At 47.5% G+C, this 25,260-nt stretch carries 23 protein-coding genes and 1 pseudogene; 8 read left to right on the top strand and 16 right to left on the bottom strand.

Going from position 1 to position 25,260, the window contains the following annotated elements; translation table 11 throughout:
* The 5 genes from PKOR_RS12600 (at position 1) to PKOR_RS12580 (ending at position 5,657) form a co-directional block, all read left to right on the top strand.
* The gene (locus PKOR_RS12600) at positions 1 to 1,353 is read left to right on the top strand and encodes a TolC family protein (protein WP_046311178.1); all 1,353 of its coding nucleotides are present in this window, start codon (positions 1 to 3) and stop codon (positions 1,351 to 1,353) included.
* Positions 1,354 to 1,584: 231 nt separating this feature from the next.
* Entirely contained in the window at positions 1,585 to 3,894 is a 2,310-nt protein-coding gene (locus PKOR_RS12595) for a TonB-dependent receptor (RefSeq protein WP_046311176.1), read from the top strand.
* 29 nt (positions 3,895 to 3,923) lie between these two features.
* Positions 3,924 to 4,709 (top strand): DUF4249 domain-containing protein, encoded by a 786-nt coding sequence (locus PKOR_RS12590; protein WP_158453771.1) that lies wholly within the window; start codon positions 3,924 to 3,926, stop codon positions 4,707 to 4,709.
* A gap of 166 nt (positions 4,710 to 4,875) precedes the next feature.
* On the top strand, positions 4,876 to 5,184 hold the full coding sequence (locus PKOR_RS12585) for a hypothetical protein (RefSeq protein ID WP_046311172.1): 309 nt from the start codon (positions 4,876 to 4,878) through the stop codon (positions 5,182 to 5,184).
* 38 nt (positions 5,185 to 5,222) lie between these two features.
* Complete coding sequence (locus tag PKOR_RS12580; protein WP_338047482.1) at positions 5,223 to 5,657, top strand: CPBP family glutamic-type intramembrane protease; 435 nt, start codon at positions 5,223 to 5,225, stop codon at positions 5,655 to 5,657.
* Between the two features lie 75 nt (positions 5,658 to 5,732).
* Here the strand turns inward: PKOR_RS12580 and PKOR_RS12575 are convergent, their stop codons facing one another.
* The 5 genes from PKOR_RS12575 to PKOR_RS12560 form a co-directional block, all read right to left on the bottom strand.
* A complete protein-coding gene (locus PKOR_RS12575) occupies positions 5,733 to 6,548 on the bottom strand; it encodes a purine-nucleoside phosphorylase (protein WP_046311168.1) in 816 nt (271 codons plus the stop codon).
* A gap of 202 nt (positions 6,549 to 6,750) precedes the next feature.
* Positions 6,751 to 8,514, bottom strand: coding sequence for a signal peptide peptidase SppA (gene sppA, locus PKOR_RS12570; protein ID WP_046311166.1), 1,764 nt, complete (start codon positions 8,512 to 8,514; stop codon positions 6,751 to 6,753).
* 163 nt (positions 8,515 to 8,677) lie between these two features.
* On the bottom strand, positions 8,678 to 8,881 hold the full coding sequence (locus PKOR_RS24755; RefSeq protein ID WP_158453770.1) for a hypothetical protein: 204 nt from the start codon (positions 8,879 to 8,881) through the stop codon (positions 8,678 to 8,680).
* 17 nt (positions 8,882 to 8,898) lie between these two features.
* Positions 8,899 to 10,167, bottom strand: coding sequence for a replication-associated recombination protein A (locus PKOR_RS12565; RefSeq protein ID WP_046314432.1), 1,269 nt, complete (start codon positions 10,165 to 10,167; stop codon positions 8,899 to 8,901).
* Between the two features lie 81 nt (positions 10,168 to 10,248).
* Complete coding sequence (locus PKOR_RS12560) at positions 10,249 to 11,394, bottom strand: AI-2E family transporter (RefSeq protein WP_046311165.1); 1,146 nt, start codon at positions 11,392 to 11,394, stop codon at positions 10,249 to 10,251.
* Positions 11,395 to 11,472: 78 nt separating this feature from the next.
* On the opposite strand from PKOR_RS12560, the gene PKOR_RS12555 reads away from it, so the two are divergent.
* Complete coding sequence (locus PKOR_RS12555; protein WP_046311163.1) at positions 11,473 to 12,369, top strand: DMT family transporter; 897 nt, start codon at positions 11,473 to 11,475, stop codon at positions 12,367 to 12,369.
* Between the two features lie 106 nt (positions 12,370 to 12,475).
* On the opposite strand, the gene PKOR_RS12550 is transcribed toward PKOR_RS12555, so the two are convergent.
* The 10 genes and pseudogenes from PKOR_RS12550 to lpdA form a co-directional block, all read right to left on the bottom strand.
* On the bottom strand, positions 12,476 to 13,810 hold the full coding sequence (locus PKOR_RS12550) for a DEAD/DEAH box helicase (RefSeq protein WP_046311162.1): 1,335 nt from the start codon (positions 13,808 to 13,810) through the stop codon (positions 12,476 to 12,478).
* A 398-nt stretch (positions 13,811 to 14,208) separates the two neighbouring features.
* Positions 14,209 to 15,021, bottom strand: a complete 813-nt coding sequence (gene ygiD, locus PKOR_RS12545; RefSeq protein ID WP_046311160.1) for a 4,5-DOPA-extradiol-dioxygenase — start codon at positions 15,019 to 15,021, stop codon at positions 14,209 to 14,211.
* 2 nt (positions 15,022 to 15,023) lie between these two features.
* Positions 15,024 to 16,004: a YpdA family putative bacillithiol disulfide reductase gene (locus tag PKOR_RS12540; protein ID WP_148561682.1), complete on the bottom strand. Its 981-nt coding sequence runs from the start codon at positions 16,002 to 16,004 to the stop codon at positions 15,024 to 15,026.
* Between the two features lie 104 nt (positions 16,005 to 16,108).
* The gene (locus PKOR_RS12535) at positions 16,109 to 16,630 is read right to left on the bottom strand and encodes a GNAT family N-acetyltransferase (protein WP_046311159.1); all 522 of its coding nucleotides are present in this window, start codon (positions 16,628 to 16,630) and stop codon (positions 16,109 to 16,111) included.
* Between the two features lie 123 nt (positions 16,631 to 16,753).
* Complete coding sequence (locus PKOR_RS12530; RefSeq protein WP_046311157.1) at positions 16,754 to 17,872, bottom strand: fatty acid desaturase family protein; 1,119 nt, start codon at positions 17,870 to 17,872, stop codon at positions 16,754 to 16,756.
* Between the two features lie 78 nt (positions 17,873 to 17,950).
* Positions 17,951 to 19,063: a fatty acid desaturase family protein gene (locus PKOR_RS12525; RefSeq protein ID WP_046311155.1), complete on the bottom strand. Its 1,113-nt coding sequence runs from the start codon at positions 19,061 to 19,063 to the stop codon at positions 17,951 to 17,953.
* 319 nt (positions 19,064 to 19,382) lie between these two features.
* Positions 19,383 to 19,541 (bottom strand): annotated as a pseudogene (locus PKOR_RS26190) (hypothetical protein); the annotation flags it as partial.
* A 53-nt stretch (positions 19,542 to 19,594) separates the two neighbouring features.
* Positions 19,595 to 19,936 carry a DUF3108 domain-containing protein gene (locus PKOR_RS12520; RefSeq protein ID WP_046311154.1) on the bottom strand — a complete coding sequence of 114 codons (342 nt, stop codon included), beginning with the start codon at positions 19,934 to 19,936 and terminating at the stop codon, positions 19,595 to 19,597.
* Positions 19,937 to 19,954: 18 nt separating this feature from the next.
* Positions 19,955 to 20,131, bottom strand: coding sequence for a hypothetical protein (locus PKOR_RS25065; protein ID WP_158453769.1), 177 nt, complete (start codon positions 20,129 to 20,131; stop codon positions 19,955 to 19,957).
* A 138-nt stretch (positions 20,132 to 20,269) separates the two neighbouring features.
* A complete protein-coding gene (lpdA, locus tag PKOR_RS12515) occupies positions 20,270 to 21,664 on the bottom strand; it encodes a dihydrolipoyl dehydrogenase (RefSeq protein ID WP_046311152.1) in 1,395 nt (464 codons plus the stop codon).
* A gap of 201 nt (positions 21,665 to 21,865) precedes the next feature.
* On the opposite strand from lpdA, the gene PKOR_RS12510 reads away from it, so the two are divergent.
* Positions 21,866 to 22,474 carry a tetratricopeptide repeat protein gene (locus tag PKOR_RS12510; RefSeq protein WP_046311150.1) on the top strand — a complete coding sequence of 203 codons (609 nt, stop codon included), beginning with the start codon at positions 21,866 to 21,868 and terminating at the stop codon, positions 22,472 to 22,474.
* Positions 22,475 to 22,796: 322 nt separating this feature from the next.
* Here the strand turns inward: PKOR_RS12510 and PKOR_RS12505 are convergent, their stop codons facing one another.
* Positions 22,797 to 24,134 carry a peptidoglycan DD-metalloendopeptidase family protein gene (locus tag PKOR_RS12505; protein ID WP_046311149.1) on the bottom strand — a complete coding sequence of 446 codons (1,338 nt, stop codon included), beginning with the start codon at positions 24,132 to 24,134 and terminating at the stop codon, positions 22,797 to 22,799.
* A gap of 281 nt (positions 24,135 to 24,415) precedes the next feature.
* Here PKOR_RS12505 and fabG point away from each other — a divergent pair, with 281 nt between their 5' ends.
* Complete coding sequence (gene fabG / locus PKOR_RS12500) at positions 24,416 to 25,162, top strand: 3-oxoacyl-[acyl-carrier-protein] reductase (protein WP_046311147.1); 747 nt, start codon at positions 24,416 to 24,418, stop codon at positions 25,160 to 25,162.
* Positions 25,163 to 25,260: the final 98 nt, after the last annotated feature.

Genomic DNA, 25,260 nt, shown 5'->3' with positions numbered 1-25,260 from the left:
ATGAAAAATTTTATCACCAGAGCCCTGCTCAAAAAGCTGGGAGGGCTAACCTTGTGCCTTAGTTTAGCTGCAACTGCCCACGCTCAGGAGCCGCTAACACTGGAGAAAAGCCTTGAGCTGGCCCGCCAGAACAACGTGGCCCTGCGCCAGGCACGCTATAACAGCAACAAGGCAGATATCAGCGTGCGCCGCAACAAGTATGGTTACCTACCTTCCATCTCAGCAAACACAGATATCAGCCGCACCAATGGCTTGGTCTTCGACAACGTTACAGGGCAGGTGCAGCGTGGTAACACTTCAGCTTCCTACCCTTACATTTCGGGGCAGGTGGTGCTTTTTGATGGCTTCTCCAAACTGTTTGAACTGAAGCAGTCCAAACAGCAGGCGCAGGCAACTGCCTTTTCCGAGCAGCAGGCCCTGATCGACCTCGAAACCAATGTAACAGGCTATTACCTGCAGGCGCTGGTGGACCGGGAGAACATAAGTATATCTGAGCAAAGAGTAGCGCTGCTGGAGGGCCAGCTAAGCCAGATGGAGAAACTGGAGCGTGCAGGTGTACGGGCGCTGGATGAAGTCTATCAGATAAAAGCCCAGATAGCCACGGAGAAAATGAACCTGATCACCCATCAGAACAATTACCGCAAAGCAAGGCTACAGCTTGTACAGGAAATGAACGTAGAGGGCAACCCCGATTATGCGCTGCAGATGCCAAGCACTCCGCAGGATATAAGCATGGAGCTACCAACTGAAGCTGAGGTAATGGCCAATGCGCTGGCCTACTCGCCGCTGGTAAAATCATCTGCCGCATACCTGGAGGCGGCCAAAAGTGAACTGAAGGTGGTCAAGAGCAACTTCTCTCCTACCCTCACCCTGGAGGGCATGATAGGCTCTAACTACTCCAGCAACATTCTAAAGAACCCAGAGCAGGGCGACCTCTCCACTATGCCCTACTTAGACCAGCTGGACCTGAACCAGCGCAAGGTGGTGGCGCTCAACCTGAGTATACCGATTTTCAATGGCCTGAGCAGGCACTTTGATACACAGACAGCCCGCCTGGACCTGCGCAATGCCGAGCTGGACTACGTAGCCAGCCAAAACCAACTGCGCCAGACAGTACAACAGGCATACCAGGATGTGCTGGCAGCCCGCGAGAAATACAATACAGTTACAGCCAACCTGGAATATACCCAACGAGCCTTCGAGTCAGCCAAGCGTCGCTACGAGTTGGGTAACTTAGACTTCTTTGCTTATATGGAATCGCTCAACAACATGAACAAAGCACAGGCAGAGCTGTTACAAAGCAAATGTGAGTTTTACCTCAAAAAGCGCATACTGGAGCTATACCAGGGGTAGGTTACACAACATTCATAGCCGAAAGAAAGCTTAAAGATACGCGACTACTACCAATCTACTCTAAAGGCCGTTATCATTGAGGTAACGGCCTTTGTTTTATACTGAAAACAGGAGATTAAGAAAACCAAAAGCAGCAAAGGGTGGTTTTGATGTTACTGGAAACATAAATTCAATTCTGTTGCGTTATACTTTAGTTAACTTAGTAAAAAAGCCAGCGTAACAGCAGCATAGATGCGTACTCTTTATACTCTTTTTGTTCTGCTATTACTGATGGTCCCTATGCCTTCCTGGGCGCAAAAGCAGGTGGTACAGGGCTACGTACGCGCTGCTACAAATGGAGAACCACTTATTGGTGCCACAGTTTCTGTAGCAGAAGCTGCAGCAGGCACCATCACTAACGAAAAAGGCTTTTATACTTTAAGCCTGCCGGAAGGAAAACATACCCTTCAGGCAACCTATGTGGGCTATACCACAGATACCCGCAACATCAACTTAAAAGGCGGCAACCCCGAGAGCATTAACTTTACCTTAGAACCCGCCAGTAACGAACTGAAGGTGGTGGAGATAGAAGCCAGCTCACTTCGCCAGCGACTGAACGATACCCGCATGAGTGTCGAGTCGCTTTCATCCAGAGAAGCAAGTTTATTGCCTGCTCTTTTCGGGGAGGTGGACCTGGTAAAAACGATGCAGCTAAAGCCTGGCATACAGTCGGGCGGAGAAGGCAGCTCGGGTTTATATGTGCGCGGCGGCGGCCCTGACCAGAACCTGGTACTGTTGGATGGGGCTATGATTTATAACCCCTCTCACCTGTTCGGCTTCTTCAGTGTGTTTAACCCGGATGCCGTAAAGAGTGTTGAACTCTACAAGGGAGGCTTTCCTGCCCAATTTGGAGGACGGCTTTCATCGGTGGTGGATGTAAGCATGCATAAGGGCAACAACGAGCGCATAAGCACCAAAGGCGGTATTGGCCTTATCTCCTCCCGCTTAACGGTAGACGGGCCCATCGTGAAAGATAAGCTGAACTTTTCTGTTTCCGGGCGCCGCACTTATGCCGACATTTTTACACGCCAGATTAACCGCCTGAACGAAGGCAATAAAGACTATAACCCTATACCTGATTATTACTTCTACGACCTTAACGGTAATGTAAGTTATAAGCTAAACAAGAAGGATGAACTAACCCTAGGGGGTTACTATGGCCGTGACCTCTTTGGCTTTAACGACAGCGGCTTTTCGTTTGGCTTCGATTGGGGTAATACAATGGGCAACCTTAATTGGCGCCATAAGTTCAATGACAATTTATACGCCTCTACCTCCCTTGGTTATACCGGATACAAGTATAACATAAACAACAAGATTGATATTTTCAGCTTTACCCTAACTTCTGCTGTGGAGGATTATACTTTGAAGACCGACTTTGATTGGTTTTTAGGGAAAGGGCACAGCCTGAAGTTTGGAGCCCAAGCCACACACCACAACTTTACTGTGGGGCGCTTGAACTTTGAATCGGAGGACAGTACTCTGAACTATGGGACAGGCAACTCTTACAGCGGCAGTGAGTTTGGGCTTTACGTTTCCGACGATTATGTTATAAGCCCGATGGTTTCGCTGAATTATGGCCTCCGCCTATCAGGATTCAACAGTGCTGGCAAAAATTACGCTGCCCTGGAGCCACGTGCCTCAGTTAAGTATACCTTCAACGAGAGTACAGCCCTAAAAGCGAGCTATGCCAGCATGATGCAGTACGTGCACCTGCTCACTAATTCCGGCGCATCCCTTCCAACCGATATCTGGTATCCTTCTAACCGTGGAGTAAAGCCACAGCGCTCCCAGCAGGCAGCTCTTGGTTTGAGCCATATTTTTGGCAGAGGCAAGTACCTTATCTCTAATGAAGTATACTACAAATGGATGCAGAACCAGATCGACTTCCGAGACGGAGCAAATCTGTTTGTGAACGATAGCCTGGAGAATGATTTCCTGTTCGGAAAGGGCTATAGCTACGGCAATGAAATCTATCTGGAAAAAGTACGGGGTAAAACTACTGGTTGGTTAGGCTACACCCTCTCATGGACCTGGCGCCAGTTCGACGGCATAAACGGAGGCAGGCGTTTTCCGGCTCGTTACGACCGACGCCACGATGTAAGCCTAGTGGTCATGCATAAGCTTAACAAACGGCTAACCCTGACAGGAGCCTTTGTATACGGCACAGGCAATGCATATTCGGTACCTGTCGCACGGTTTGCTTTTCAGGATGTGGAGGGCAAGTCAGCCTCGGTTGTGCCTATTTATGAAGACCGAAACGCCTACAGGTTAGAAGCTTATCACCGCCTGGACCTTGGTGCTGTACTCAAGCTAAAGCCCAAGCGCGGCGAAGCAGACCTGACCTTTAGTGTATACAATGCCTATAACCGCCGCAACCCGTACTTTGTGTACTTTGAGCAGCAGAAGGATATCCACGACGAGGAAACGATCGGTTTTCAGGCGAAGCAGGTATCGCTGTTCCCTGTTATCCCTTCAGTTACCTATAATTTTAGATTCTGATGAAGCAAAAGCTACTTTTAAACTTGCTCATGCCCCTACTCTTAATTCTTTCTTCCTGCGATCTGGAGAAGGATATAGATGTAGACTTACCAGCGCATGAGCCGCAGTTGGTGGTAGAATGTTACCTGGAGAAGGGAGCACCAATACGTGCCTCGGTGCTGGAGAGTGCCGGGTATTTTGAAGAGCCTACGCCACCCTTGGTACCAGATGCAGAGGTATACGTTACCACCCATACCGGAAAGCGGGTAAAGCTACAGTATAAACCGGTTCTTATAAAAAGTACCGGCCGCTTTTATACCCATACTTCCACAGAGATCGTGAATGGTCAGCCAGGCCAGGTTTACCAGATAGAAGTAACTGACGGCAAAGGGCGCAAAGTAACCGGCTTTACCAAGTTATTGGCCAAAGTGCCTATAGAGGAGGTTGAGTGGAAATTTAACGACAAAGACGAAGCACTCCTGCTTACCTCTTTTCATGATGACCCTAACACGGATAATTATTACCGCTATATGGTTCACGTAGATAGCCTGAGTGGGGGCTCGGACCGCGATATGGTTACTTCTGATGAGCTGACCAATGGCAAGCGCGTATCATACGGTTCGTCTTACAAGTATGATGAAGGCGATACCCTTATCATAACGCTGTACCATATCGAAAAGCAGTATCACAACTTCCTGCGCTCTATCTCTGATGCCAAAGACGCTAATGGAAACCCTTTTGCACAGCCTTCACAAATTAAGTCGTCGGTGGAGGGAGGCTTCGGTATCTTTACTAACCTTGTCTATGACAGAAAAATGGTCGTCATAAAGAAGTAAACAGACTACAATAGTTACCAGCGGCTGCTCTACGGGCAGCCGTTTTTTTATGCCCTAACCATACCCTGCCTAACAGAGTACACTTTAGTATTCCAGCTTACTTTCAGCCTACTTTGTGAATTACGATGACAAGTATACCTGCCACCCTACACGCTACCCATAAACTATGAAAACACCATTCCTCTACACGGCAGCGGCACCAGCTACTCCTCCACCTCATTTGCTGGACACGCTTGAAAAGCTGTGGTTATTTGCACGGCAGCCAAAGCAAGTAAAGCGTGAGCATAATGTAGGGGAGAAAAAGCTCCCGCTAATTTTTCAGCTCGCATTCATAGAGCTGGCTATTCAGATAGTCCTGCTGAGCGGTACTGCTTACCTTTCCAATATGCTTGGTATGGGCTACGCTGATGCCAACTTCGCAAAAAGTTATACTGCAGACCTGCCCTTTCTTTACTGGTATCGGTCGTGCTGCTAAGCTCACTAGCAGAAGAGATTATATTCAGGTTGCCCCTGGTGTACTCCCGCAGTCTTTTATTGGTAGCTGTTCTTGTCTTTCTATTTCATTATGGTCCGGTAGTCGCTTATGTGCTGGATGGCAACTTGCTGATTTGTGTAGTTGCTGTGTTAGTACTGGCCGGTGCTATGATAGCCTTTTTTACTTTAAGACGGCTGAAGGCTATGTCTTACCTGCTCTGGAAGCGGCATTTTGGGCTGGTATTCTATACTTCTACAGCGCTGTTTGCGCTTATGCACCTGGTCAACTATCAAGGAACCTCTCTGCCATTCTACCTCCTTTTGATACTGCTATTGCCTAAGTTTATAGGAGGTATATTTCTGGGCTACACACGCCTGCGCTTAGGCCTAGGTTGGGCGGTGGCACTGCATATGTTCAACAACATGGTGGCCCTGCTGCTACTTTATGGGTACTTACATAGTTCTGTATTGTAACAGTGAGGCTTCTATAAAGCAGCAAAGGCAGAAACGACCACCGTTTCTGCCTTTGCAAGTATATTTTCTGAACTCTTAGCTGCGTCGTACTAACTCCCGGATAAGCAAAGTCATACGGGGCTCTGCTATGGCGGCTGCTTCTAATATGTCAGACAGCTTTACTTTCTTAATGCGATCTGGAGTACACATGTCTGTAATAACCGAAACAGCAAATACAGGCATACCCATGTGGCGGGCAGCAATTACCTCAGGCACGGTAGACATACCAACTGCATCGGCACCGATAAAGCTTAAGTACCTGTACTCAGCAGGTGTTTCCAGCATAGGGCCAGGTACACTTACGTACACCCCTTCCTGCACAGTAAATCCAGCATCCTCAGCAATAACCATTGCCTCACGTACCATGTGCTCGTCATACACGTCGCTCATGTCCGGGAAACGTGGGCCCAGCTCATCCAGGTTCTTACCAATAAGTGGGTTGCTTGGCTGCAGGTTTATGTGATCCGTGATCACCATCAGGTCACTGGTGTCGAAGCGTGGGTTCAAGCCTCCGGCTGCATTAGAAACAAACAGCTTCTTAACGCCTAACAGCTTCATTACACGCACCGGAAATACCACCTGGTCCATGTTATACCCTTCGTAGTAATGGAACCTGCCTTGCATGACCACCACAGGGCGTCCTGCCAAGTGTCCGAAGGTAAGCTTGCCTGAGTGGCTCTCTACGGTAGAAACAGGAAAGTTTGGAATCTCGGCGTAAGAGATAGCATGGCTTATCTCCAGCTCGTTTACCAAGGCTCCTAAGCCTGTGCCCAGTATAATTCCAAATTCAGGTGCTAAGTCCCCGATGTGCTTCTTTAAATATTCCGCTGATTCCTGTAGTTGCTGCATCATAGTTTATGTAAATGAGAAGTTGTATGGAAAGGCAAAGGCCCTGCCGTTTAGTGTTACTTCATGATAGGCTAGTAACTGAAAGCCTTCTGGGCAAAGTTGCGAAAAATAGCTTTGCCATAAAACAAAAACCGCCTTCAGGCATAATACCTGAAAGCGGTTTTAAAGTTGTGGCTATGCTGAGCAGATCGCTCAATTTAACTCATTATTCTACTGTTAATTCATAAGGCATACGAGCCTGAATGCCTTTCAATGTAGAAGCTTTCTTGTAGAGCTTATAGAATGGGTAAAGTTCGCCCATCTCTGCCTTAATAGCCTGCTCTTTCGCTTGCGAGCCCATACCACTCATAAACTCATCCAGGAAAGATTTGCGGGCTGGCAGCTCTTTCAAGCGGTAGTCATCCTCTATGCCGGCTTTTTTAGCTGCAATGGCAAGGGCTTCATCCAAACCGCCGTACATATCCACCAGGTTACGCTCTTTGGCTTCTATACCAGACCAAACGCGGCCTGAGGCATATTCCTTCAGCTGGTCCTGCGTCATGTTACGGCCAGTGGCAGCTTTGCTAGTGAATACTTCATAAATCTGGTTGATCTGGTGCTGCATGATCTCTTTTTCCTGCGCTGTCATAGGGCGGGTCAGCGTTGGCATATCAGAGAATTTACCAGTGTTCACGTGATCTACGGTAATACCCAACTTGTCGTTCATGAAGCCCTGGATATTCGGCACTATACCGAACACACCGATACTGCCTGTAATGGTGTTCGGGTGCGCCACAATAGTATCGCAGCCCATTGCAATGTAATAACCTCCAGAGGCAGCTACATCAGACATAGAGGCAATCACTGGCTTCACCTTTTTAGTCAGCTGAATCTCACGCCAGATCACGTCGGAAGCAAGGGCGCTACCACCCGGCGAGCTAATACGCAGCACCACTGCCTTTACATTCTCATCCAGGCGGGCATCGCGGATGGCATCAGCAAAACGACGACCTCCAATGTTATCTTCATCACCTTCTCCGTCTACTATATCTCCCTCGGCATATACTAGGGCAATGCGGTTTTTAGAAGTACTGATTTCTCCATCGGCACGTGTCTTCTTATACTTCGACAGCTGTACCATCTCCAGCTTTTCTTTCTCCTCAATACCCATTTGCTCTTTCATGTAGGAGATCGCCTCGTCGTAATAACCGATGTCAGTGATAAGCTTATACTTCTTGGCATCTTCAGGATCGCGTACCAGCAGGTTGTCCTGCACCTCTTTCAGCTGCTCTGTCGTCATGCCACGCGAATCAGCAATTTGCTTCAGCTGGTAGTTGTTGATAGAGTTCAGGAAAGAGTTCAGCTGCTCGCGGTTAGCCTCACTGGCCTTCTCCAGGAAGAAAGGCTCTACAGCACTCTTATAAGTACCTACCTTAAAGATCTGTGCCTCGATGTTGAGCTTGTCGAGCAAGCGCTTAAAGAAGTACAGCTCAGAGCTCATGCCGTTAAATTCTACCGTACCCATTGGGTTCATGTAGATTTTATCAGCAACAGAGGCTAAGTAGTAAGCTTTTTCAGTTGAAAGGTCTGTATAGGAAACGATAAATTTACCAGACTTCTTAAAGTCGATCAGGTCTTTACGGATTTCCTCCAGTTTGCCCATACCGGCATCAACAAAGGTCATGTTCAGGAAGATACCCTCAATCTTATCATCGTTTTTAGCACGGCGGATAGAAGCTTTGATTTGATCTAAGCCATCGGTGCTGGAAAAACCACCAAAAGATAAGCCAAGTTCAGAGAAAGGATCTTTAGGGTCGCGCTCAGAGATTGGTTTGTCAAACTTAAGTTCCAGCACTGAGCTATCGGCTATTTTCACCTCATCTTTAGAGGCAGTGCTGGCGGCAATTCCAATCAGCAGGAGTATACTGATGAAGAAGAATATGAGCAGGCCTACAATTGTAGCCAGCACATACTTCAGGAAATTTAGCATGTTAGGTTAGGGTTTGGTTTGTTCTTTATACTTGAGAAGCCTACTGCTTCATACTTCATAAACAAAAATAGAGCTTAAAGTTCATCTACCTCACCTCTTCTCGACCAACATTACCTTTTTATAGACAAACATTCTTAGCCACTGCCTCAGAAAGGGTAATTAGCTAAGGTAGTGTAAAATACTTTGGAATATCGGAAAGCTTGCCAGCCCAATAGGGTTTCATGTGCAGGTAACGGCGGCGCCAGTACACTAGTGCCATGGTGCCAATTACTATCAGAATACCTCCAAAGGCATACCCCAGCAGTCCCCACACAATATACAAACAAATTAACAGCACAAACGAAAGTATAAATACCAATCTGTTCACGATCTTCAGCTCTGGTGTTAATATCGATACTTTTTGCCCCACTGTGCCTGCAGCTGCTTTAGCATGTCGCGCTCACGGGCGTTGTTACCAGGCTGGTAAACTGCAGTATTACTTAGCTCCTGCGGCATAAACTCCTGCTGCACAAAATTTCCTTCGTAGTCGTGCGCGTACTTGTAGTTATTACCATAACCCACCTCCTTCATCAGCTTGGTAGGCGCATTACGCAGGTGCAAGGGCACCGGCAGGTTACCTGTTTGCTGCACCAACGCCCGCGCCGTTTTGATGGCTTTGTACGAAGCGTTGCTCTTAGGAGATGTGGCTAAGTATACCGTGCACTGCGAAAGAATAATTTCTGCCTCGGGGTAGCCGATCATTTGCACTGCCTGGAAGCAGTTTGTTGCCATAAGCAAGGCATTGGAGTTAGCCAGACCGATATCTTCTGAAGCAGCAATAAGCAGACGACGTGCGATAAATTTTGGATCTTCGCCGCCCTCTATCATGCGTGCCAGCCAGTATACGGCAGCATTCGGATCAGAGCCACGAATTGATTTGATAAAGGCTGAAACCAGGTCGTAGTGCATCTCACCAGACTTATCGTACATTACAATATTCTGCTGCGCTACCTGTTTCACCAGCTCATTGGTAACTACAACCTCATCCCCTTGTACGCCTTCGGCAACGATCTCTAACAGGTTCAAAAGCTTCCGGGCATCACCGCCAGAAATTGTCAGCAGAGCTTCATGCTCCTGCACCCGCACTTTGCGGTGGCGCATCCACTCGTCCTGTTCCAGTGCTTTGTCTACCAGCTCTATTAGCTCATCCTTTGTAAGGTGCTTTAGAATGTATACCTGGCAGCGCGATAGCAAAGCTGAAATAACCTCGAAGGAGGGGTTTTCGGTAGTAGCACCAACTAGCGTTACTGTACCTTTCTCTACAGCGCCCAGCAAGGCATCCTGCTGCGATTTGTTAAAGCGGTGTATCTCGTCGATGAACAGTACTGTGCCCTGACGTTTTTTGGCCTGATCGATCACCTCCCGGATGTCCTTCACGCCAGAGTTAATGGCACTCAGCGCCACGAAAGGCACCTTCATCTGGTTAGCGATAATGTTAGCCAGCGTGGTTTTTCCCACTCCCGGAGGTCCCCACAAGATCATACTCGGTATCACGCCGCCTTCTATGTAGCGCCGTAGTATTCCGTCTGGCCCTACCAGGTGCTTCTGTCCGTAATACTGATCAAGGTTATGCGGCCGCATGCGTTCGGCCAAAGGTATGTTCGGGTGATTCATCTGCTCTAAACTTTCTCCGGGTTCGGTCAAAGACAAAGCTACAAATTTGCAGGCAAAGAGGTAAGTATAAAACGAGTGGCCTTAATCCTTATGCGGTGGCTCTATCTTATTCTCCTCCTCAAGCTTTTTGCGCACTCTGTCGCTCCGCCACCGCAGCACCGGCACATCCATAGGGCTACGCTCCGGTCGCTCGTCGCCAAACAGCACGCCCCATTGCTTGAACTGATCGGTGCGGTCGAAAACCACTTTTAGCATGGCAATAACGGGCAAAGAGAGGAACATACCAGCTATACCTGCAATCTCGCCACCCAATACCACTCCCACGATGGTTGCCAATGCGTTTATCTTTACCTTAGAGCCCACAATGCGTGGCATCAGGATGTTGTTATCCAGGAACTGGACTGCCGCAATGGTACCCAGCACCACCAGTATAGGCCACAGCTCATCAGACGAGGCCAGTGTTAGCAGCACACCAATAACGTTTCCTAGTAACGCGCCCACATAAGGTATCAGGTTCAGAAATGCGAAGATTACCCCTATCAGCAATGCGTGTTTTATGCCGATGATCATCAAGATGCCGCCTAAAAGTATGGTCATATAGGTAACCTGGATCAACAGGCCGAATAGGTAGCTTTTGATGATCACCTGTATCTCACCCAATGTTTCCCCAACTTTTTCATGCCTATCCCTGGGAAACCACAGAAACACGAAGCGTAGCAGCAGGTTTTTGTAAAAAAGCAGCAGGAAAATATAGATGGGCAATAAACCGAGAAACACCAGTATACCTGTAACGCCGCCTGCCACACTGCCCAGCAGATTGCCTGCATAGTTCAGCAGGTTGTTACTTTGTTCCCGGATAAACTTCGTCTGCTCCTGCGATGAGAAAGGGGTTTTGCTGCCAACCCACTCACTCAGGGAGGTAAGGTGGTTCATCACATTTTTCTGAATGGTGGGGAAATCACGGATCAAAATGCTCATTTGCGAAGAGAAGAACCAGACAATGCCTGCTAATACGATAATGAGCGTCAGCAGGCTAATACCGATCGATACGGCATCTGGAAACTTGCGGTCCTGGAAGAAGCGGTAGATTGGCAACAACATAATACTGATAAAAAAAGCCATCAGCAAGGGGGTCAGCAGGCCTTTACCTAGTACAACAATCCACCCCAGGAAGAACAGCCCCATTACTTCGATCGACCTGCGGACGGTTAACGGCATGTTATTCATAATACCTATGGTTATGGTAGTTATTCTTTGTCGTCATCCTTATACGGTGCAGAAAGAATAACCACGTAACTTTGCCGCATGAACAAGCAATTACAGGTGCACGGGGCACTTTTTTTAGTGGCACTGATCTATGGCAGTAACTATAGCATAGCAAAAGAGGTGATGCCAACCTACATGGGTCCCTTTGGTTTGATAGTAGTACGGGTAGTTTCGGCAGCTATATTTTTCGGAATTTTTGCCCGATTTGTAACGAAGGAGAAGATAACAGGCTGGTCCGATAACCTGCGTGCTATACTTTGCGGTGTAACTGGAGTAGCTGTTAACCAACTCTGCTTCTTTGCCGGGCTTAACCTTACAGCGCCCATCAATGCAGCCCTGCTGATGGTCATCGTGCCAGTAGTGGTACTGGTATTCTCTGCCATACTTTTACGCGAACGCATCAGCAAGCGTAAAGTGTCGGGCATATCCATGGCTTTTGTTGGGGCGTTTCTGCTTATTTATACTTCCAGCGGCGAGCATACTACCGGTAACCTGTGGGGTGACCTGCTCATCATATTAAATGCGACCTCCTTTGGCCTTTACCTGGTGCTGGTTAAGCCACTAATGCAGAAGTATAATGCCATAACTATAGTTAGCCGCATTTTTTCGGTGGGTGCTGTCATTGTTCTGCCATTTGGCTTTCAGCAGGTGTTGGCAACAGACTATAACTCTTTCCCTTTCTCCATCTGGTTAGCCATAGCCTTTATGGTGATAGCTGTAACCATTATTGCTTACCTGTTTAACACCTGGGCGCTTCGTTATGCTAACCCTTCGTTGGTGGGAGCTTATATTTACCTGCAGCCTGTTCTGGCAATTGTCATGGCTATAAGTATGGGCAAAGACGTTTTTACGCTTCAAAAAGGCCTATATGCCTTGTTAATATTTGCTGGGGTTTACCTGGTTAGCCGCACACGTCAACGTGTAGCACCAAGTTAAGCTTATTGATTCAGACTATCAATTTCCACATCCTCCTATAAAGCAAAAAGTCCTGCCAGATTATCTCTGGCAGGACTTTTTATATTTATCAAGCTAACAACAAGTACTAGCTTGGTTGGTGCGATCTGCTACGGTTACGGTTACCACCGTTGCGGGGTCCGCCGGCTGGTCTGTTGACATTTGCACTGCCTGCGCTGCTGCGGCCTTCACCAGATGGTTTGTTGCCCCAGTTACCGCGTCCGCCCCTGCCGCCTTTTTTCTTCTGCTCCTTTATGGTGCTGGCTGCCTCGGCAAAATCCTTGGCTGTAAGCGGGAATGGGTGGTTGTCTATCACCGGTACGTTTTTTGAAATAAGCTTCTGAATGCTGGCCAGGTATGGTACCTCATCAGCTCCACAGAAAGACAAAGCTATCCCGCTTGCCCCTGCCCTACCCGTGCGGCCAATGCGGTGCACGTAAGTCTCAGGTTCGTTTGGCAACTCATAGTTCACTACATGGCTCAGGTCGTCCACATCAATACCGCGTGCGGCAATATCAGTAGCTACCAACACACGCGTTTTACGTGACTTAAAGTTATCCAGCGCACGCACGCGTGCATTCTGGGCTTTGTTGCCATGTATGGCTTCGGCTGTTACACCGGCTTTAGCTATATCTTTGGCGACACGGTCGGCGCCACGCTTGGTGCGGGTAAATACCAACACGCTTTCCATTTCCTCGTCCTTAAGCAGGTGAAGTAACAGTTTGCGCTTATCCGGGCCTTTCACGTAGTATACCGACTGCTGTATGGTGTTGGCTGTTGACGATACCGGCGTTACCTCTACCTTAGCAGGGTCTACCAGAATAGTATCGGCCAATTTCATGATTTCAGGAGCCATGGTAGCTGAGAAAAACAAAGATTGCTTTTGCTCCGGCAACACCTTCAGTACCTTTTTCACATCATTTACAAAACCCATGTCCAGCATGCGGTCTGCTTCGTCCAACACGAACAGCTCCAGGTGCTGTAGGTTAATGTACTTTTGGTTCATTAGATCGAGCAAACGCCCCGGTGTTGCCACCAATATGTCTACACCAGCACGAAGCGCATCTGTTTGCTTTTTCTGCGGCACGCCTCCAAAAATCACAGTATGCCTTAAACCAGTATGCTTGCCATATGCTGTCATGCTATCGCCAATTTGCATCGCCAGCTCACGCGTAGGAGTCAGGACGAGTGCTTTAACTTTGCGTAGGCCTTTGTCAGCTCCTTGTTTCTCGTGCAGTAATTGCAGAATAGGAATAGAGAAAGCTGCTGTTTTACCTGTACCGGTTTGGGCACAGCCTAACAGGTCTTTCTTCTGAAGTATAAGCGGGATGGATTTGGCTTGGATTGGGGTTGGTTGTGTGTATCCTTCTGTTTTGAGAGCTTTTAGGATTGGCTCTATCAAGTTAAGATTCTCGAATGTCATCAAATGGTTTTTCAGATAAAAAACCGCGCAGTGCCTTGTGCTCTGCTTTGCGGTGGGTTGGCCGGAATTTGATATAGGTGCTTTTTGCTGCACAGGGCCATTCCCGACCGGTATTGTTCTCTAAAACCTAAAACATTAGAATATAGTTTCCTTTAGGAGGTTTAGGTTTAAAGAAGCTACAAAGATACGACCAGGTTTGGTCACATCCTATTTTAGCCGGCTTTATACTTTGAGGAGGATTCCTGTTGAGCAATGGTTTCTGGCTGCTGCTTATCTTTTACCTTGCTTCCGGATTGTTTTATTTCTGACCCTAGTGCACAACCAAAAGACTGAAATCAGACCCGATAGCTACGGCTATACAACTTAATTAAGTCCCCCAATGAAGAAGGATGTAATCATTACCCAATCTTAACTGATGTCATAGAAATTGAGCCGAGCTGCATCTTATCATTAAGAAACTGTACCTGCTCTTGCTTCTGCTGGAGCCCTAAAGTATAAAGCAGTGGTAGGTAATGTTCTGGTGTAGGTATGGCCAGTGAGGCGGCTCTTCCAAGCTGTTCATACTTAATGAGCGGTTGAGGGTCGCCGGACAAAATCTGCTGCTTTACCTGCTCGTTCACTTCTGTAGCCCAGTCAAAGGCTTCGTCAGGTTTATGCCAATTAAGTGTACGGAGGTTGTGCACGATGTTACCGCTCCCTACCACCAGCACTCCTTTTTTGCGTAGCTGTGCCAGTTCCTGAGCCAGCTCGTAGTGCCATTGGGCAGGTTTGGTGTAGTCAAGGCTGAGTTGCAGCACTGGTATGTCGGCATCAGGGTAAATGTGCTTGAGCACACTCCAGGTGCCGTGGTCGAGGCCCCACTCATGGTCCAGGTGCAGTTCTGTTTTCTTTATAAGCTGCTTCAGCTCTTCGGCAGTTTCAGGACTGCCAGGCGCATTGTACTGCACGTCGAAAAGCTGTTGCGGAAAACCATAAAAGTCGTGGATGGTGCGGGGATTCGCCATGGCTGTTACGGCAGTTCCATTGGTTTGCCAATGCGCCGACACACAAAGTATAGCCTTTGGTTTAGCTATGCCCTGTGCCATACTTGCCCAGCCTTGGGTAAATTCGTTTTCTTCCACAGCATTCATGGGACTGCCATGGCCCACAAACAAAGCTGGCATTACTGCCTCCTGATCAGGCAAACGCTGCAGTTTCTTCAACACATCCATACTTATACTTTCTCTGCCTGCTGCTCTTCTTTTATATGCTTTATAATCTTTACGGCATGCTCACGCGAGTTCTCAATAAACCACACATGCGTATCCATACCGCCGCAGACCACACCAGCCAAATACACCCTTGGTAGGTTTGTTTCCATCGTTTCAGAATCATACTGCGGGTAGCGCTTTTCATCGTTGCTCAACTTCACACCAATCTTCTCCAGAAAACTAAAGTTTGGCTGATAGCCGGTCATGGCCAGCACGAAGTCGTTCTCCAGCGTCAATCTGCCTTCCGGCGTCTGAATATCAATTTCACGCTCACGGATATCCGTTATACTTGAATTGAAGTATGCTTTTATCTCACCGGCTTTAATGCGGTTCTCCAGGTCGGGTTTTGTCCAGTATTTTATACTTCCGAGCTCGGGTTGGCGCACGACCATCGTTACATCAGCACCCTTTCGCCAGGTTTCAAGGGCAGCATCGGCGGCAGAGTTGTTGGCTCCCACCACCACCACTTTCTGGCGGAAGTAGTAATGCGGATCAAAGTAATAATGGCGTACTTTCGGCAGCCCCTCGCCTGGTACATTCAGCAGGTTAGGAATACCGTAGAAGCCTAGCGCCACAACTACATTACGTGCCGGATACTCGCCCTTGCTAGTGAAAATGCGGTAGACATCGTCCTCCGGCTGCAGGTGCTGCACCTCTTCAAACAGGTTAATGTTCAGGTCAGCCGAGTCGGCCACACGACGGTAATACTCCAATGCCTCAGCGCGTGTAGGCTTGGCGTTTAGCGAAGTAAAAGGTATACCACCAATCTCCAACCGCTCCGAAGTAGAGAAAAAGGTCATGTTGAGCGGGTAGTTGTAGATAGAATTTACAAGGCAACCACGTTCTACAATGAGGTAGCTTAACCCCTCCCGCTGCGCCTCCAACCCTGCAGCCAGCCCGATTGGACCTGCCCCAATAATGAGTATGTCTAGGATATCTTTCAAAATTATATTTTCTGGTAGAGCACTTTCAGGTGTGCTTTTGTAAAACAGGTGAAAGTGAGTTAAAGTTTAGTGTACCTACACCTAATCTTCTCCAGTTCTCGAATCTACAGCTCCATTTTCATCACGTACATGCCGCGGTACTCCGGCTTCATCTGCTCGAAAGGCAAGGTATAGGTGCCGCACTTTACAAAGCCATTCTGTTCGTAAAAATTTACCGAGCGGCTGCTATCCATTGCTTTGAGCCAGACCATGCGCTTGTTGAGCTTTGCGGCTACCTCTTTGGTAAACTCTACCACCTTCCGGCCAATGCCTATGCCAGAGGCAGCTTTGGTCAGGTAAATCCGCTCCAGCTCCAGCGCCTCCTCTGCAGTATGGCTCTCCAGTTCTTGGTGCAGGTTCAGCTTCAGGAAACCAACTAACTCCCCATCGTGGTAGATCAGGTAAAAAACGGCATTGGGGTCGGTTAGCTCCTCTTGCAGCGTTTCTTCCTTAAAGCTTCGGTCTACGTACCAGGCTCCTCCGTCGAACCACAAGTATAGATAGTGGTCGTTATAGGAGCGAATAGCAATGTCTTGTAAGGTATAAAGCTCTGCAAGGGTGCAGGGCATGAGATGTACATCAGGCATGAAAACAGGTATTTAAACGCTAATTTACTTAAAAATAGGCAAGACACTTAAAGGCTTGAAAATAGCATAAAAGAGAAAGGCAGAAGTTTTGCTTCTGCCTTTCTCTTGAAGTTTGATATGAGTTTATGCCATTACCTCGCTCAGGTGCGGCAGCTGCAGCCTGCCAAAGCGGTGCAATGTAGCCAGGTGCGATCGCACAGCCTGCATAAGAGTCTCGCTTTCTATGTAAGGGATGCCATATTCTGCAGCCGTGTCTTTTACAATGGTTGCAATGGCCGGGTAGTGCACGTGTGATATGCGCGGAAATAAGTGATGCTCGATCTGGAAATTGAGTCCGCCTACATACCACGACAGCAACTTGCTCTTACGCGAAAAATTGGCTGTGGTATTTAACTGGTGTATGGCCCAGTCATTCTCGATGTTACCGTTCTCATCCGGCCTGGGGTGGCTGGTACCTTCCACAGTATGGGCCAGCTGGAACACCACAGATAGTATAATGCCTGATACAAAGTGCATCAACAGGAAGCCAAGTACCACCTCCAGGAAAGGAACTCCAAAGAACAGCGTAGGAGCCGCTAATAGAGAGAAGAAATAGAACACTTTGAGGGCTATAATCCTTGTGAAGGCGACCCTGTTTTTTTCTTTTGAATTAGCATTTACGCCATTGTTGATGTATCGGAAGAACTGCAAAAAATCCTTTAGGATAACCCAGTAGAGCGTGAGCAAACCATAAAACATAAAGGCATAAGCCCATTGTATCTTGTGGTAGAACTTTACTTTGGTATGTGGTGAAAAACGCATAAACACGATATCATCTATGTCCTCGTCCATCTCCACCACATTCGTGTAGGTATGGTGCAGGATATTGTGCTGCAGCTTCCAGTTGAAAGCCGACGCGCCCAATAAGTTCACAGAGTGCGCCATAAGGTAATTTATGGTTTTGTTCTTGGAGAAAGCACCATGGTTAGCGTCGTGCATTACACTCATGGCAACACCGGCAACGCCCAAACCCATTACGAACCAAAGCACCAGGCTTATACCTAAGGATGGAGTAAAAGCTAGCAGACCAGCAAACGGTATAAGGTAGAGTAGCAGCAGCACGACACTCTTTGTCAGCAATTTACCGTTGCCTGACTTAGAAAGATTATGATCTGAAAAATAAGTGTCAACGCGTTTGCGCAATGTGGCGAAAAAGAGGTTTTTGTCTTTATTGACGAATTTTACTTTGCCTTTTAACTTCATGTATTCTTTTGATAGTTGATAATATGGGCTTCCGGATAGAGGTAACTGTAGCAGTGTGTTAGCGACGGGTAACCAATATTAGCCTATCGCCTCATTTATGTCCGGCAACCTGCCGAAGCGGTGCAGAGTGGTTATGTGGGAGCGTACTGCCTGGCCAAATGTATTGTTCTCCAGGTAAGGTATACCATACTCAGCGGCAGTTTCTCTCACAATGTTGGCAATGGCCGGGTAATGCACATGACAAACACGAGGGAACAGGTGGTGCTCGATCTGAAAGTTCAGACCTCCTACGTACCAGGACAGCAGCTTGTTATTACGTGAAAAGTTGACGGTTGTGTTTAGCTGGTGTATGGCCCAGTCGTTCTCGATGTTACCGTTCTCGTCCGGCCTGGGGTGGCTGGTACCTTCCACAGTATGGGCCAATTGGAACACCACCGTAAGTATAATGCCTGCCACAAAGTGCATCAGCAGGAAACCAAGTATAACCTCCAGGAAAGGAATTCCCAAAAACAGCGTAGGAACCCCTAGCACCACAAAGAAGTACAGCACCTTCATGGTAATAAGCTTCAGGAGCATGGTTCTGTTCTCGGTAACTGTGTTAGCGTTCACACCATTCCTTATAAAAAGCTTATACTGCACAAAGTCCTTTGCCACTACCCAATACAGCGTAAGCAGGCCGTAAAACAGAAACGCATACACCCACTGCAGCTGATGAAAGAACTTCACCTTGGTGTGTGGCGAAAAACGAAGCACCAGCCTGTCCTGTATATCCTCATCCATCTCCACCACATTGGTGTAGGTATGGTGCAGGATGTTGTGTTGCAGTTTCCAGTTAAAGGCGGAGCCACCTACCAGGTTCAGGGTATGCCCCATCAGGAAGTTTACTCTTTTATTACTTGAAAATGCACCGTGGTTGGCATCATGCATCACACTCATGCCAATGCCAGCCACGCCCAATCCCATTACGAACCAAAGCAACAAGCTAGCTGGAAACACTGGCTGAAACACCAGAAGGACGATAAATGGCAGGACATAGCTTAACAACAGTACCACGCTCTTTACGATCATGGCAGTGTTGGCAGTGCGGGAGATATTATTTTCGGTAAAGTAGGCGTCTACCCGCTTTCGGAGGGTGGCGAAAAAGAGGTTTTTGTCTTTAGATACGAACTTTACTTTGCCTTTAAGCTTCATTTAATTGGATTGATGCTGTGAAAATCAGTATTAACGCTTAGAGGCAGAAAACTCGGAGGAAAAATGCTTGCGTAATAAAACAGTACGGAAACCCCGATCTAAGATCTAAACTTTGAGGGCTGCAGGAACTGCTACTAAGTAATAAGCTTGCTGAAAACACCATACAACCGACACTTTACCGCTTTAAAAACGCCGAAGGTAGGAATAAATTATGAAGTCGCAGCAGCTCGCTTTACTTTCCAACATAAAAGATTAGTATAAAGTTAGCTAGATTGAAAAATAAAGCGAGCCACACTTATTTGACTATACTTGCTGCGCTCTAGATATACCTACCGGCGGTAGTGCTTAGCTTTACTTTATGGCGAATGTCGCTGTTAAAGCTTTCCTCCATCTCCAGCACTTCGTGTCCTTTCTTGCTGATCCAGAACACTGAATAGTTGCCGTTGCCATAATCTGTGCGAAGCTTCCAGCAGTCAGTTTGGGTGTTGTTTAAGGTATCTACTTTTTCGGAGCCTACTACTTGGTAATATTTTACTCCAGGGCCAGGCCATAAAAATTGATGCTGTACACTGTATTTGCCTTCAGCGGCAGTGCTTCAAAAAACTCCAGATCCAGTTCCCAGTTAAACGACTGCTCCGGTGATGGTACACGAAAGCCCTTGAAAGCATTTTGCTGCGTAGTGTCAGAGCCAACTACCTGCCCTTTTTGAAATTCGAAGGCGGCTGGGCCTCTAAAAGAAGTGCTGGTGTGGTAAACCGGAGTAAAATCTTTTTCACAGATAGAGAGGATTTTCCGGTTGGCTGTACTTTCAGCACCGATCCAGTGCTGCCGAATCACCAGGTGTTCCTTACCATCTCGTTTCTCAAAGCGCACATCACGGTTCCACAGCGACTAGTTCAATACATTGGGAGCATCGGGTTTCTGAATAGTGACTATGTACTGCCGCAGGCCGGTCTTAAGCTGGTGCATGCGCAGGTCCATGGGTTTTACGTGCAGCGTATCGGGTGTTGCAGCAGCGGCAAGGCTGCATAGCAGGCAGGTTCCTGCTAAAAAGTGGTACTTCTTCATAGTTTTATTTAGGTTAGGTAGTGTATATGCTGTAGCAGAACTAGCAGCAGGCACAAAAATTTTCCTAAACCCAGAAAATAAAAAGGGGGATGGCCGAATTTTCGACCACCCCCCTTTTTGTATCGCTATACTTACCTGTTACAGGTGAATCACTTCATCGTAAGCAGCAGCAGCGGCTTCCATTACAGCCTCGCTCATAGTTGGGTGAGGGTGTACCGACTTGATGATTTCGTGGCCTGTGGTCTCCAGTTTACGGGCTACTACTACCTCAGCAATCATCTCAGTAACGTTAGCACCAATCATGTGCGCACCCAGGAACTCACCATACTTAGCATCAAAGATTACTTTCACAAAGCCATCTTTTACACCACCTGCACTAGCCTTACCAGATGCAGAGAATGGGAATTTACCTACCTTGATCTCCAGGCCTTGCTCACGGGCAGCTTTCTCTGTTAAACCAACAGAAGCAACCTCAGGAGAGCAGTACGTACAGCCTGGGATGTTTCCGTAGTTCAACGGCTCTGGGTTATGACCAGCAATTTTCTCTACACAGATAATACCTTCTGCAGAGGCTACGTGCGCTAGCGCTGGGCCTGGCACGATGTCGCCGATAGCGTAAATGCCATCCACGTTTGTTTTGTAGAACTCATCAACCAATACACGACCTCTGTCTGTCTTGATGCCCAGCTCCTCAATACCGATGTTCTCCAGGTTTGTCTGGATACCTACAGCAGAAAGTACAACCTCCGCCTCAAGTGTCTCCTCGCCTTTGGCAGTTTTCACTTTTACTTTGCAGATGTCACCGCTTGTATCTACAGCCTCAACAGAAGCCTCTGTCATGATGTTAATACCAGACTTGCGGAATGACTTAGACAGCTGGCGGGATACTTCTTCGTCCTCTACAGGAACGATATTAGGCATGTATTCTACAATAGTTACTTTCGTACCCATGGCATTGTAGAAGTAGGCGAACTCCACGCCAATAGCACCAGAGCCAACCACTACCATGCTCTCAGGCTTCTTGTCAAGCACCATTGCCTGGCGGTAGCCAATAATCTTCTTACCATCAATGGGCAGGTTAGGCAGCTCACGTGAGCGGGCACCAGTAGCCAGGATAATGTTATCAGCCTCTACTGTGCTTTTCTTGCCTTCTGCATCAGTTACCTCCAGCTTACCTTTGGCAACCACTTTACCAGAACCCATAATTGCATCGATCTTGTTCTTGCGGAACAGGAACTGGATACCTTTGCTCATGCCGTCGGCAACACCACGGCTGCGCTGAATCACTTTATTAAAATCAACCGAAGCGTCGCCTACAGAAATGCCATAGTCAGCAGCGTGGTTGATGTACTCAAATACACTTGCGCTTTTCAGCAATGCCTTTGTAGGGATACAGCCCCAGTTAAGACAGATGCCACCAAGCGACTCACGCTCGATCACACCTACTTTCATACCTAGCTGCGAGGCACGAATTGCGGCAACATAGCCACCCGGGCCACTACCTAGCACTACTAAATCATATTTTGATGCCATAGTTTCTTTATTATAGTTGACAGACAAAATTAAACGATAATCCCAACTCTGCAAAACCACCTTTAAAGCTTCAGTGAATTAGGACATTAAATGGAAACCGATTGAATAAAAAGGCATATTTGCACTGAAAACACCGGAATGGTTTTGAGACTGCGGTTGACTACCGTACTTTTGGGTCCCGAAAGTATAACAAAAGTTCGTATGCCTAAAAATTTACTTCTCATCTTCTTTTTCCTGGTATCACTAAATGTATCGGCACAGCAGTCGGTAAAGGACTTCTTTGTGCGTGGAAATGAAAAGTTTAAAGCTGGCAAGTATACGGAAGCCATAAAGGAATATGACCGGGTATTGCAGGTAGAGCCAAAGCACGCTCCTACCCTTACCAACCGCGGTGTGGCTAAAGACAGGCTTCGCGATTATAGGGGAGCCATTGAAGATTTCACCAAAGCCATTGCTGCTGACCCAAAGTATACAGAGGCTTACCTGAGCCGTGCACTCTCGCAGTACAACCTCCGCGACTACCGCATGGCACTGCAAGACTTCAACAAAGGCATTGAGTTGGAACCCAAAGATGCCAGGGCCTACAATAACCGTGGATTAGTTCGATACGCCCTGCGGGACTATAGAGGCGCCATCACCGATTACTCCAAAGCTATTCAGCTGGACGGAAAATATGCTGAAGCTTATTACAACCGAGGAGCATCACGCTACAATATCGGCGAGAAAACTAACGCCTGTGCCGACTGGACTAAAGCTAAGCAGCTAGGCATAAAAGAGGCAGAGCAGTACCTCAAAAAGTATTGCGAGTAAGAACCTGGGAGATTAAGCTTGATTAAATTATACAGTAAAAAGAGACGCATTCCTGCGTCTCTTTTGTTTATATGAGCGCCTAGCCACTTCAACTGATACACAGTAACTGTATAAGGAAGCAGCACTAGTATAGCTATGGGTTTCTTGGTCAGGAATCAGGTTAACTAAGGCTTTGAAATTACAGCTTGCTCCCCCACAAAAGATGAGGAGTCATAAGTATAACTTTGCTCTCTCTGCCCTACCACCCTGCTTAAAACAACAAAAGACGCTGAAAACAGCGCCTCTTGCTTTATATAATCAAATGTTCACTCAAAGTATAGTTCTATGCATCTGTTGGTTTTTTGTCTTTGCCGGAAGCTAACAGTTCCTGTTTCACACTCTTGATATCAATAGCCTGCATACGTTGCATGGTTTCCTCTTTCACCATGTCAAACTTGCCTCTGTTCTTTTTGCTGATAGGGTTAGCTGCTGGCAGCTTTACACCGAGAGCATCTACCTGGCGACCGTTCTTCCAGAAGCGGTAGCAAAGGTGCGGGCCCGTAGCCAAGCCAGTGCTACCAACATAGCCGATAGTTTGTCCCATCTTTACACGTGCCCCTTTACGAATTCCCTTCGCAAATTTAGACATGTGCAGGTACTGTGTAGTATAGGTGTCGTTGTGACGAACCTTTACAAAGTAGCCGTTGCCGCTGGTATAATGGGCGGCCACAACTACACCATCGCCAACAGTTCGGATAGGAGTGCCTCGTGGCGCGGCAAAGTCGGTACCCAGGTGAGCTTTATAGCGCTTCTGCACCGGATGGAAGCGGCGCTTAGAGAAGCGGGAACTGATACGTGTATACTCCAGCGGCTCTTTCAGGAAAGCTCTTTTCAGGCTCTGCCCTTTTTGGTCGTAGTAGTTCAAGCCGCTGCCTTCATCGAAGCCGATGGCATAGATCTCCTCGCCTTCATGCTCAAAAACAGCTGACTTCAGCTCACCAAAGCCTATTGTTGCTCCATTCACCACCTTCTCTTCATAAATTAGCTTAAAGCTATCGCCAGGCTGCAAACGGTTTAGGTCGAGGCGCCAGGCAAAAATGTCGGCAAAGCTGTTTACCAATTGTGGGGACCCTCCAGCCTCTACCATACTTACATACAGCGAGCTGTTGATTTCACCGGCGATAGTTCGCTCAATTACCTCCACTTTGCGCTTGTTTAGGGTAACAGCCAGGCTGTCGCGCAGGTCGTAGATAACGTACTCTACCTGGTTAGGCTCATAAATAAAATATCGGGCGGTTTGCGCAGAGTCCCGGTTGTGCAGGATCATGTAGTTTCGGCCTGCAGCTATGCGACGCACATTATAAATTTCTTTGGCTTTCTGAGCCAGGTTGTAAACAGTGGTGGGATCTATGTTGTACTGCGCAAGTATCTGCGAGAGCACCTCGCCACGCTCTACCACTCCTTCTACAATTTCCATCGAATCGGTGGCGATGCCGTAGACAACGGGTGCGGGGCCTTTTTTACCTTCTACATCTTTTAAAAATCCCGCGGAAGGAGCCGCTTCTGCTCTTTTAGCACCGAACAGGTCAGCTGGGGAAAAGTCCAAAGTTTGCGCAGCCGTAATGCAAATAAACAACGACAACGCGATCAGGATGGCAAGTCCTTTACTGCGTTTCAACATGAGTTTTAATGTACCTTTGGTTAGAATTCGCCACGAAAATAGACTTTAACCTATAAAAATAAAAGTCAATTCCTCCACAATAATCAGATTATAAATATGTTGCAATAAATAACATAAGATAACACATAGCATCAGCACAGCTTATATCATGCTTTTTGCTTCTATTTTACCTTTACTATACTTGGCACAATAGCTTACAAAACAGCAGCTTTACCCAGAGCTTTGGTTCGCGCCCCGTACCTCCCTTCCGATTACAGAAATCTTTTTTAACTTTGGCTCTTATGAAAGCATTAGAAGGAAAAGTAGCTCTGGTAACCGGAGCATCAAAAGGAATAGGCCGCGCCATAGCACAACAATTTGTGCAGATGGGTGCACAGGTAGCGTTTACCTACCTCTCAAGTGTAGAAAAAGGACAGCAACTGGAGCAGGAGCTAGCAGCTGACGGTGGCAAAGTAAAAGGCTATCGCTCCGACGCCTCTGACTATGTACAGGCTGAGCAACTGGTAGAGGACGTGGTAAAAGAGTTTGGCAAAATCGACGTTGTGGTGAACAATGCCGGAATCACGCGAGACGGACTGCTGATGCGTATGAACGAAGAGCAGTGGGATGCCGTGATGAACGTGAACCTGAAGTCTGTGTTTGCAGTAACCAAGGCCGCTACGAAACATATGATGCGCGCAAAAAGCGGCTCTGTTATCAACATTACCTCTGTTGTGGGTATAAAAGGCAATGCAGGCCAGGCTAATTATGCGGCTTCTAAAGCTGGTATCATTGGCTTTACTAAGTCTGTAGCGCTGGAGCTGGGCTCACGTAATATCCGTTGCAACGCTATTGCCCCTGGCTTTATCGAAACAGAAATGACGGGCGAATTGGACCAGAAGGTGGTAGACGAATGGCGCAAGGCTATTCCGTTGAAGCGCGGAGGTACTCCAGAGGATGTAGCCAAAGCAGCCGTGTTCCTGGCATCTGACGATTCTGCCTACATCTCCGGCCAGGTGCTGCAGGTAGATGGCGGCATGCTTACTTAATAATCTAAATCCAAGGATGAGCTTTTACTGTACTTTGTAACTCGCCATTCCTGATTTATACTTTCAAAAGGCCAATGCCGCTGCACTTATGTTAGCTG

Source organism: Pontibacter korlensis (assembly GCF_000973725.1).
Taxonomy (GTDB): Bacteria; Bacteroidota; Bacteroidia; order Cytophagales; family Hymenobacteraceae; genus Pontibacter; species Pontibacter korlensis.
Note: the sequence above shows the minus strand (reverse complement) of the source record. Positions and strands in the feature narration are given on the sequence as shown.

Bases quoted from the DNA above. Each gene is read 5' to 3' on its own strand.
- PKOR_RS12600 (WP_046311178.1), top strand. From the start codon at position 1: ATGAAAAATTTTATCACCAGAGCCCTGCTCAAAAAGCTGGGAGGGCTA.
- PKOR_RS12565 (WP_046314432.1), bottom strand. From the start codon at position 10,167: ATGAATCACCCGAACATACCTTTGGCCGAACGCATGCGGCCGCATAAC.
- PKOR_RS25065 (WP_158453769.1), bottom strand. From the start codon at position 20,131: ATGAAGAAGTACCACTTTTTAGCAGGAACCTGCCTGCTATGCAGCCTT.
- PKOR_RS12590 (WP_158453771.1), top strand. From the start codon at position 3,924: ATGCCCCTACTCTTAATTCTTTCTTCCTGCGATCTGGAGAAGGATATA.
- PKOR_RS12535 (WP_046311159.1), bottom strand. From the start codon at position 16,630: ATGCCTGATGTACATCTCATGCCCTGCACCCTTGCAGAGCTTTATACC.
- PKOR_RS12510 (WP_046311150.1), top strand. From the start codon at position 21,866: ATGCCTAAAAATTTACTTCTCATCTTCTTTTTCCTGGTATCACTAAAT.
- PKOR_RS12585 (WP_046311172.1), top strand. From the start codon at position 4,876: ATGAAAACACCATTCCTCTACACGGCAGCGGCACCAGCTACTCCTCCA.
- PKOR_RS12505 (WP_046311149.1), bottom strand. From the start codon at position 24,134: ATGTTGAAACGCAGTAAAGGACTTGCCATCCTGATCGCGTTGTCGTTG.
- ygiD (WP_046311160.1), bottom strand. From the start codon at position 15,021: ATGGATGTGTTGAAGAAACTGCAGCGTTTGCCTGATCAGGAGGCAGTA.
- PKOR_RS12555 (WP_046311163.1), top strand. From the start codon at position 11,473: ATGAACAAGCAATTACAGGTGCACGGGGCACTTTTTTTAGTGGCACTG.
- PKOR_RS12525 (WP_046311155.1), bottom strand. From the start codon at position 19,063: ATGAAGCTTAAAGGCAAAGTAAAGTTCGTATCTAAAGACAAAAACCTC.
- lpdA (WP_046311152.1), bottom strand. From the start codon at position 21,664: ATGGCATCAAAATATGATTTAGTAGTGCTAGGTAGTGGCCCGGGTGGC.
- PKOR_RS12575 (WP_046311168.1), bottom strand. From the start codon at position 6,548: ATGATGCAGCAACTACAGGAATCAGCGGAATATTTAAAGAAGCACATC.
- PKOR_RS12560 (WP_046311165.1), bottom strand. From the start codon at position 11,394: ATGAATAACATGCCGTTAACCGTCCGCAGGTCGATCGAAGTAATGGGG.
- PKOR_RS12530 (WP_046311157.1), bottom strand. From the start codon at position 17,872: ATGAAGTTAAAAGGCAAAGTAAAATTCGTCAATAAAGACAAAAACCTC.
- PKOR_RS12595 (WP_046311176.1), top strand. From the start codon at position 1,585: ATGCGTACTCTTTATACTCTTTTTGTTCTGCTATTACTGATGGTCCCT.
- fabG (WP_046311147.1), top strand. From the start codon at position 24,416: ATGAAAGCATTAGAAGGAAAAGTAGCTCTGGTAACCGGAGCATCAAAA.
- sppA (WP_046311166.1), bottom strand. From the start codon at position 8,514: ATGCTAAATTTCCTGAAGTATGTGCTGGCTACAATTGTAGGCCTGCTC.
- PKOR_RS12550 (WP_046311162.1), bottom strand. From the start codon at position 13,810: ATGACATTCGAGAATCTTAACTTGATAGAGCCAATCCTAAAAGCTCTC.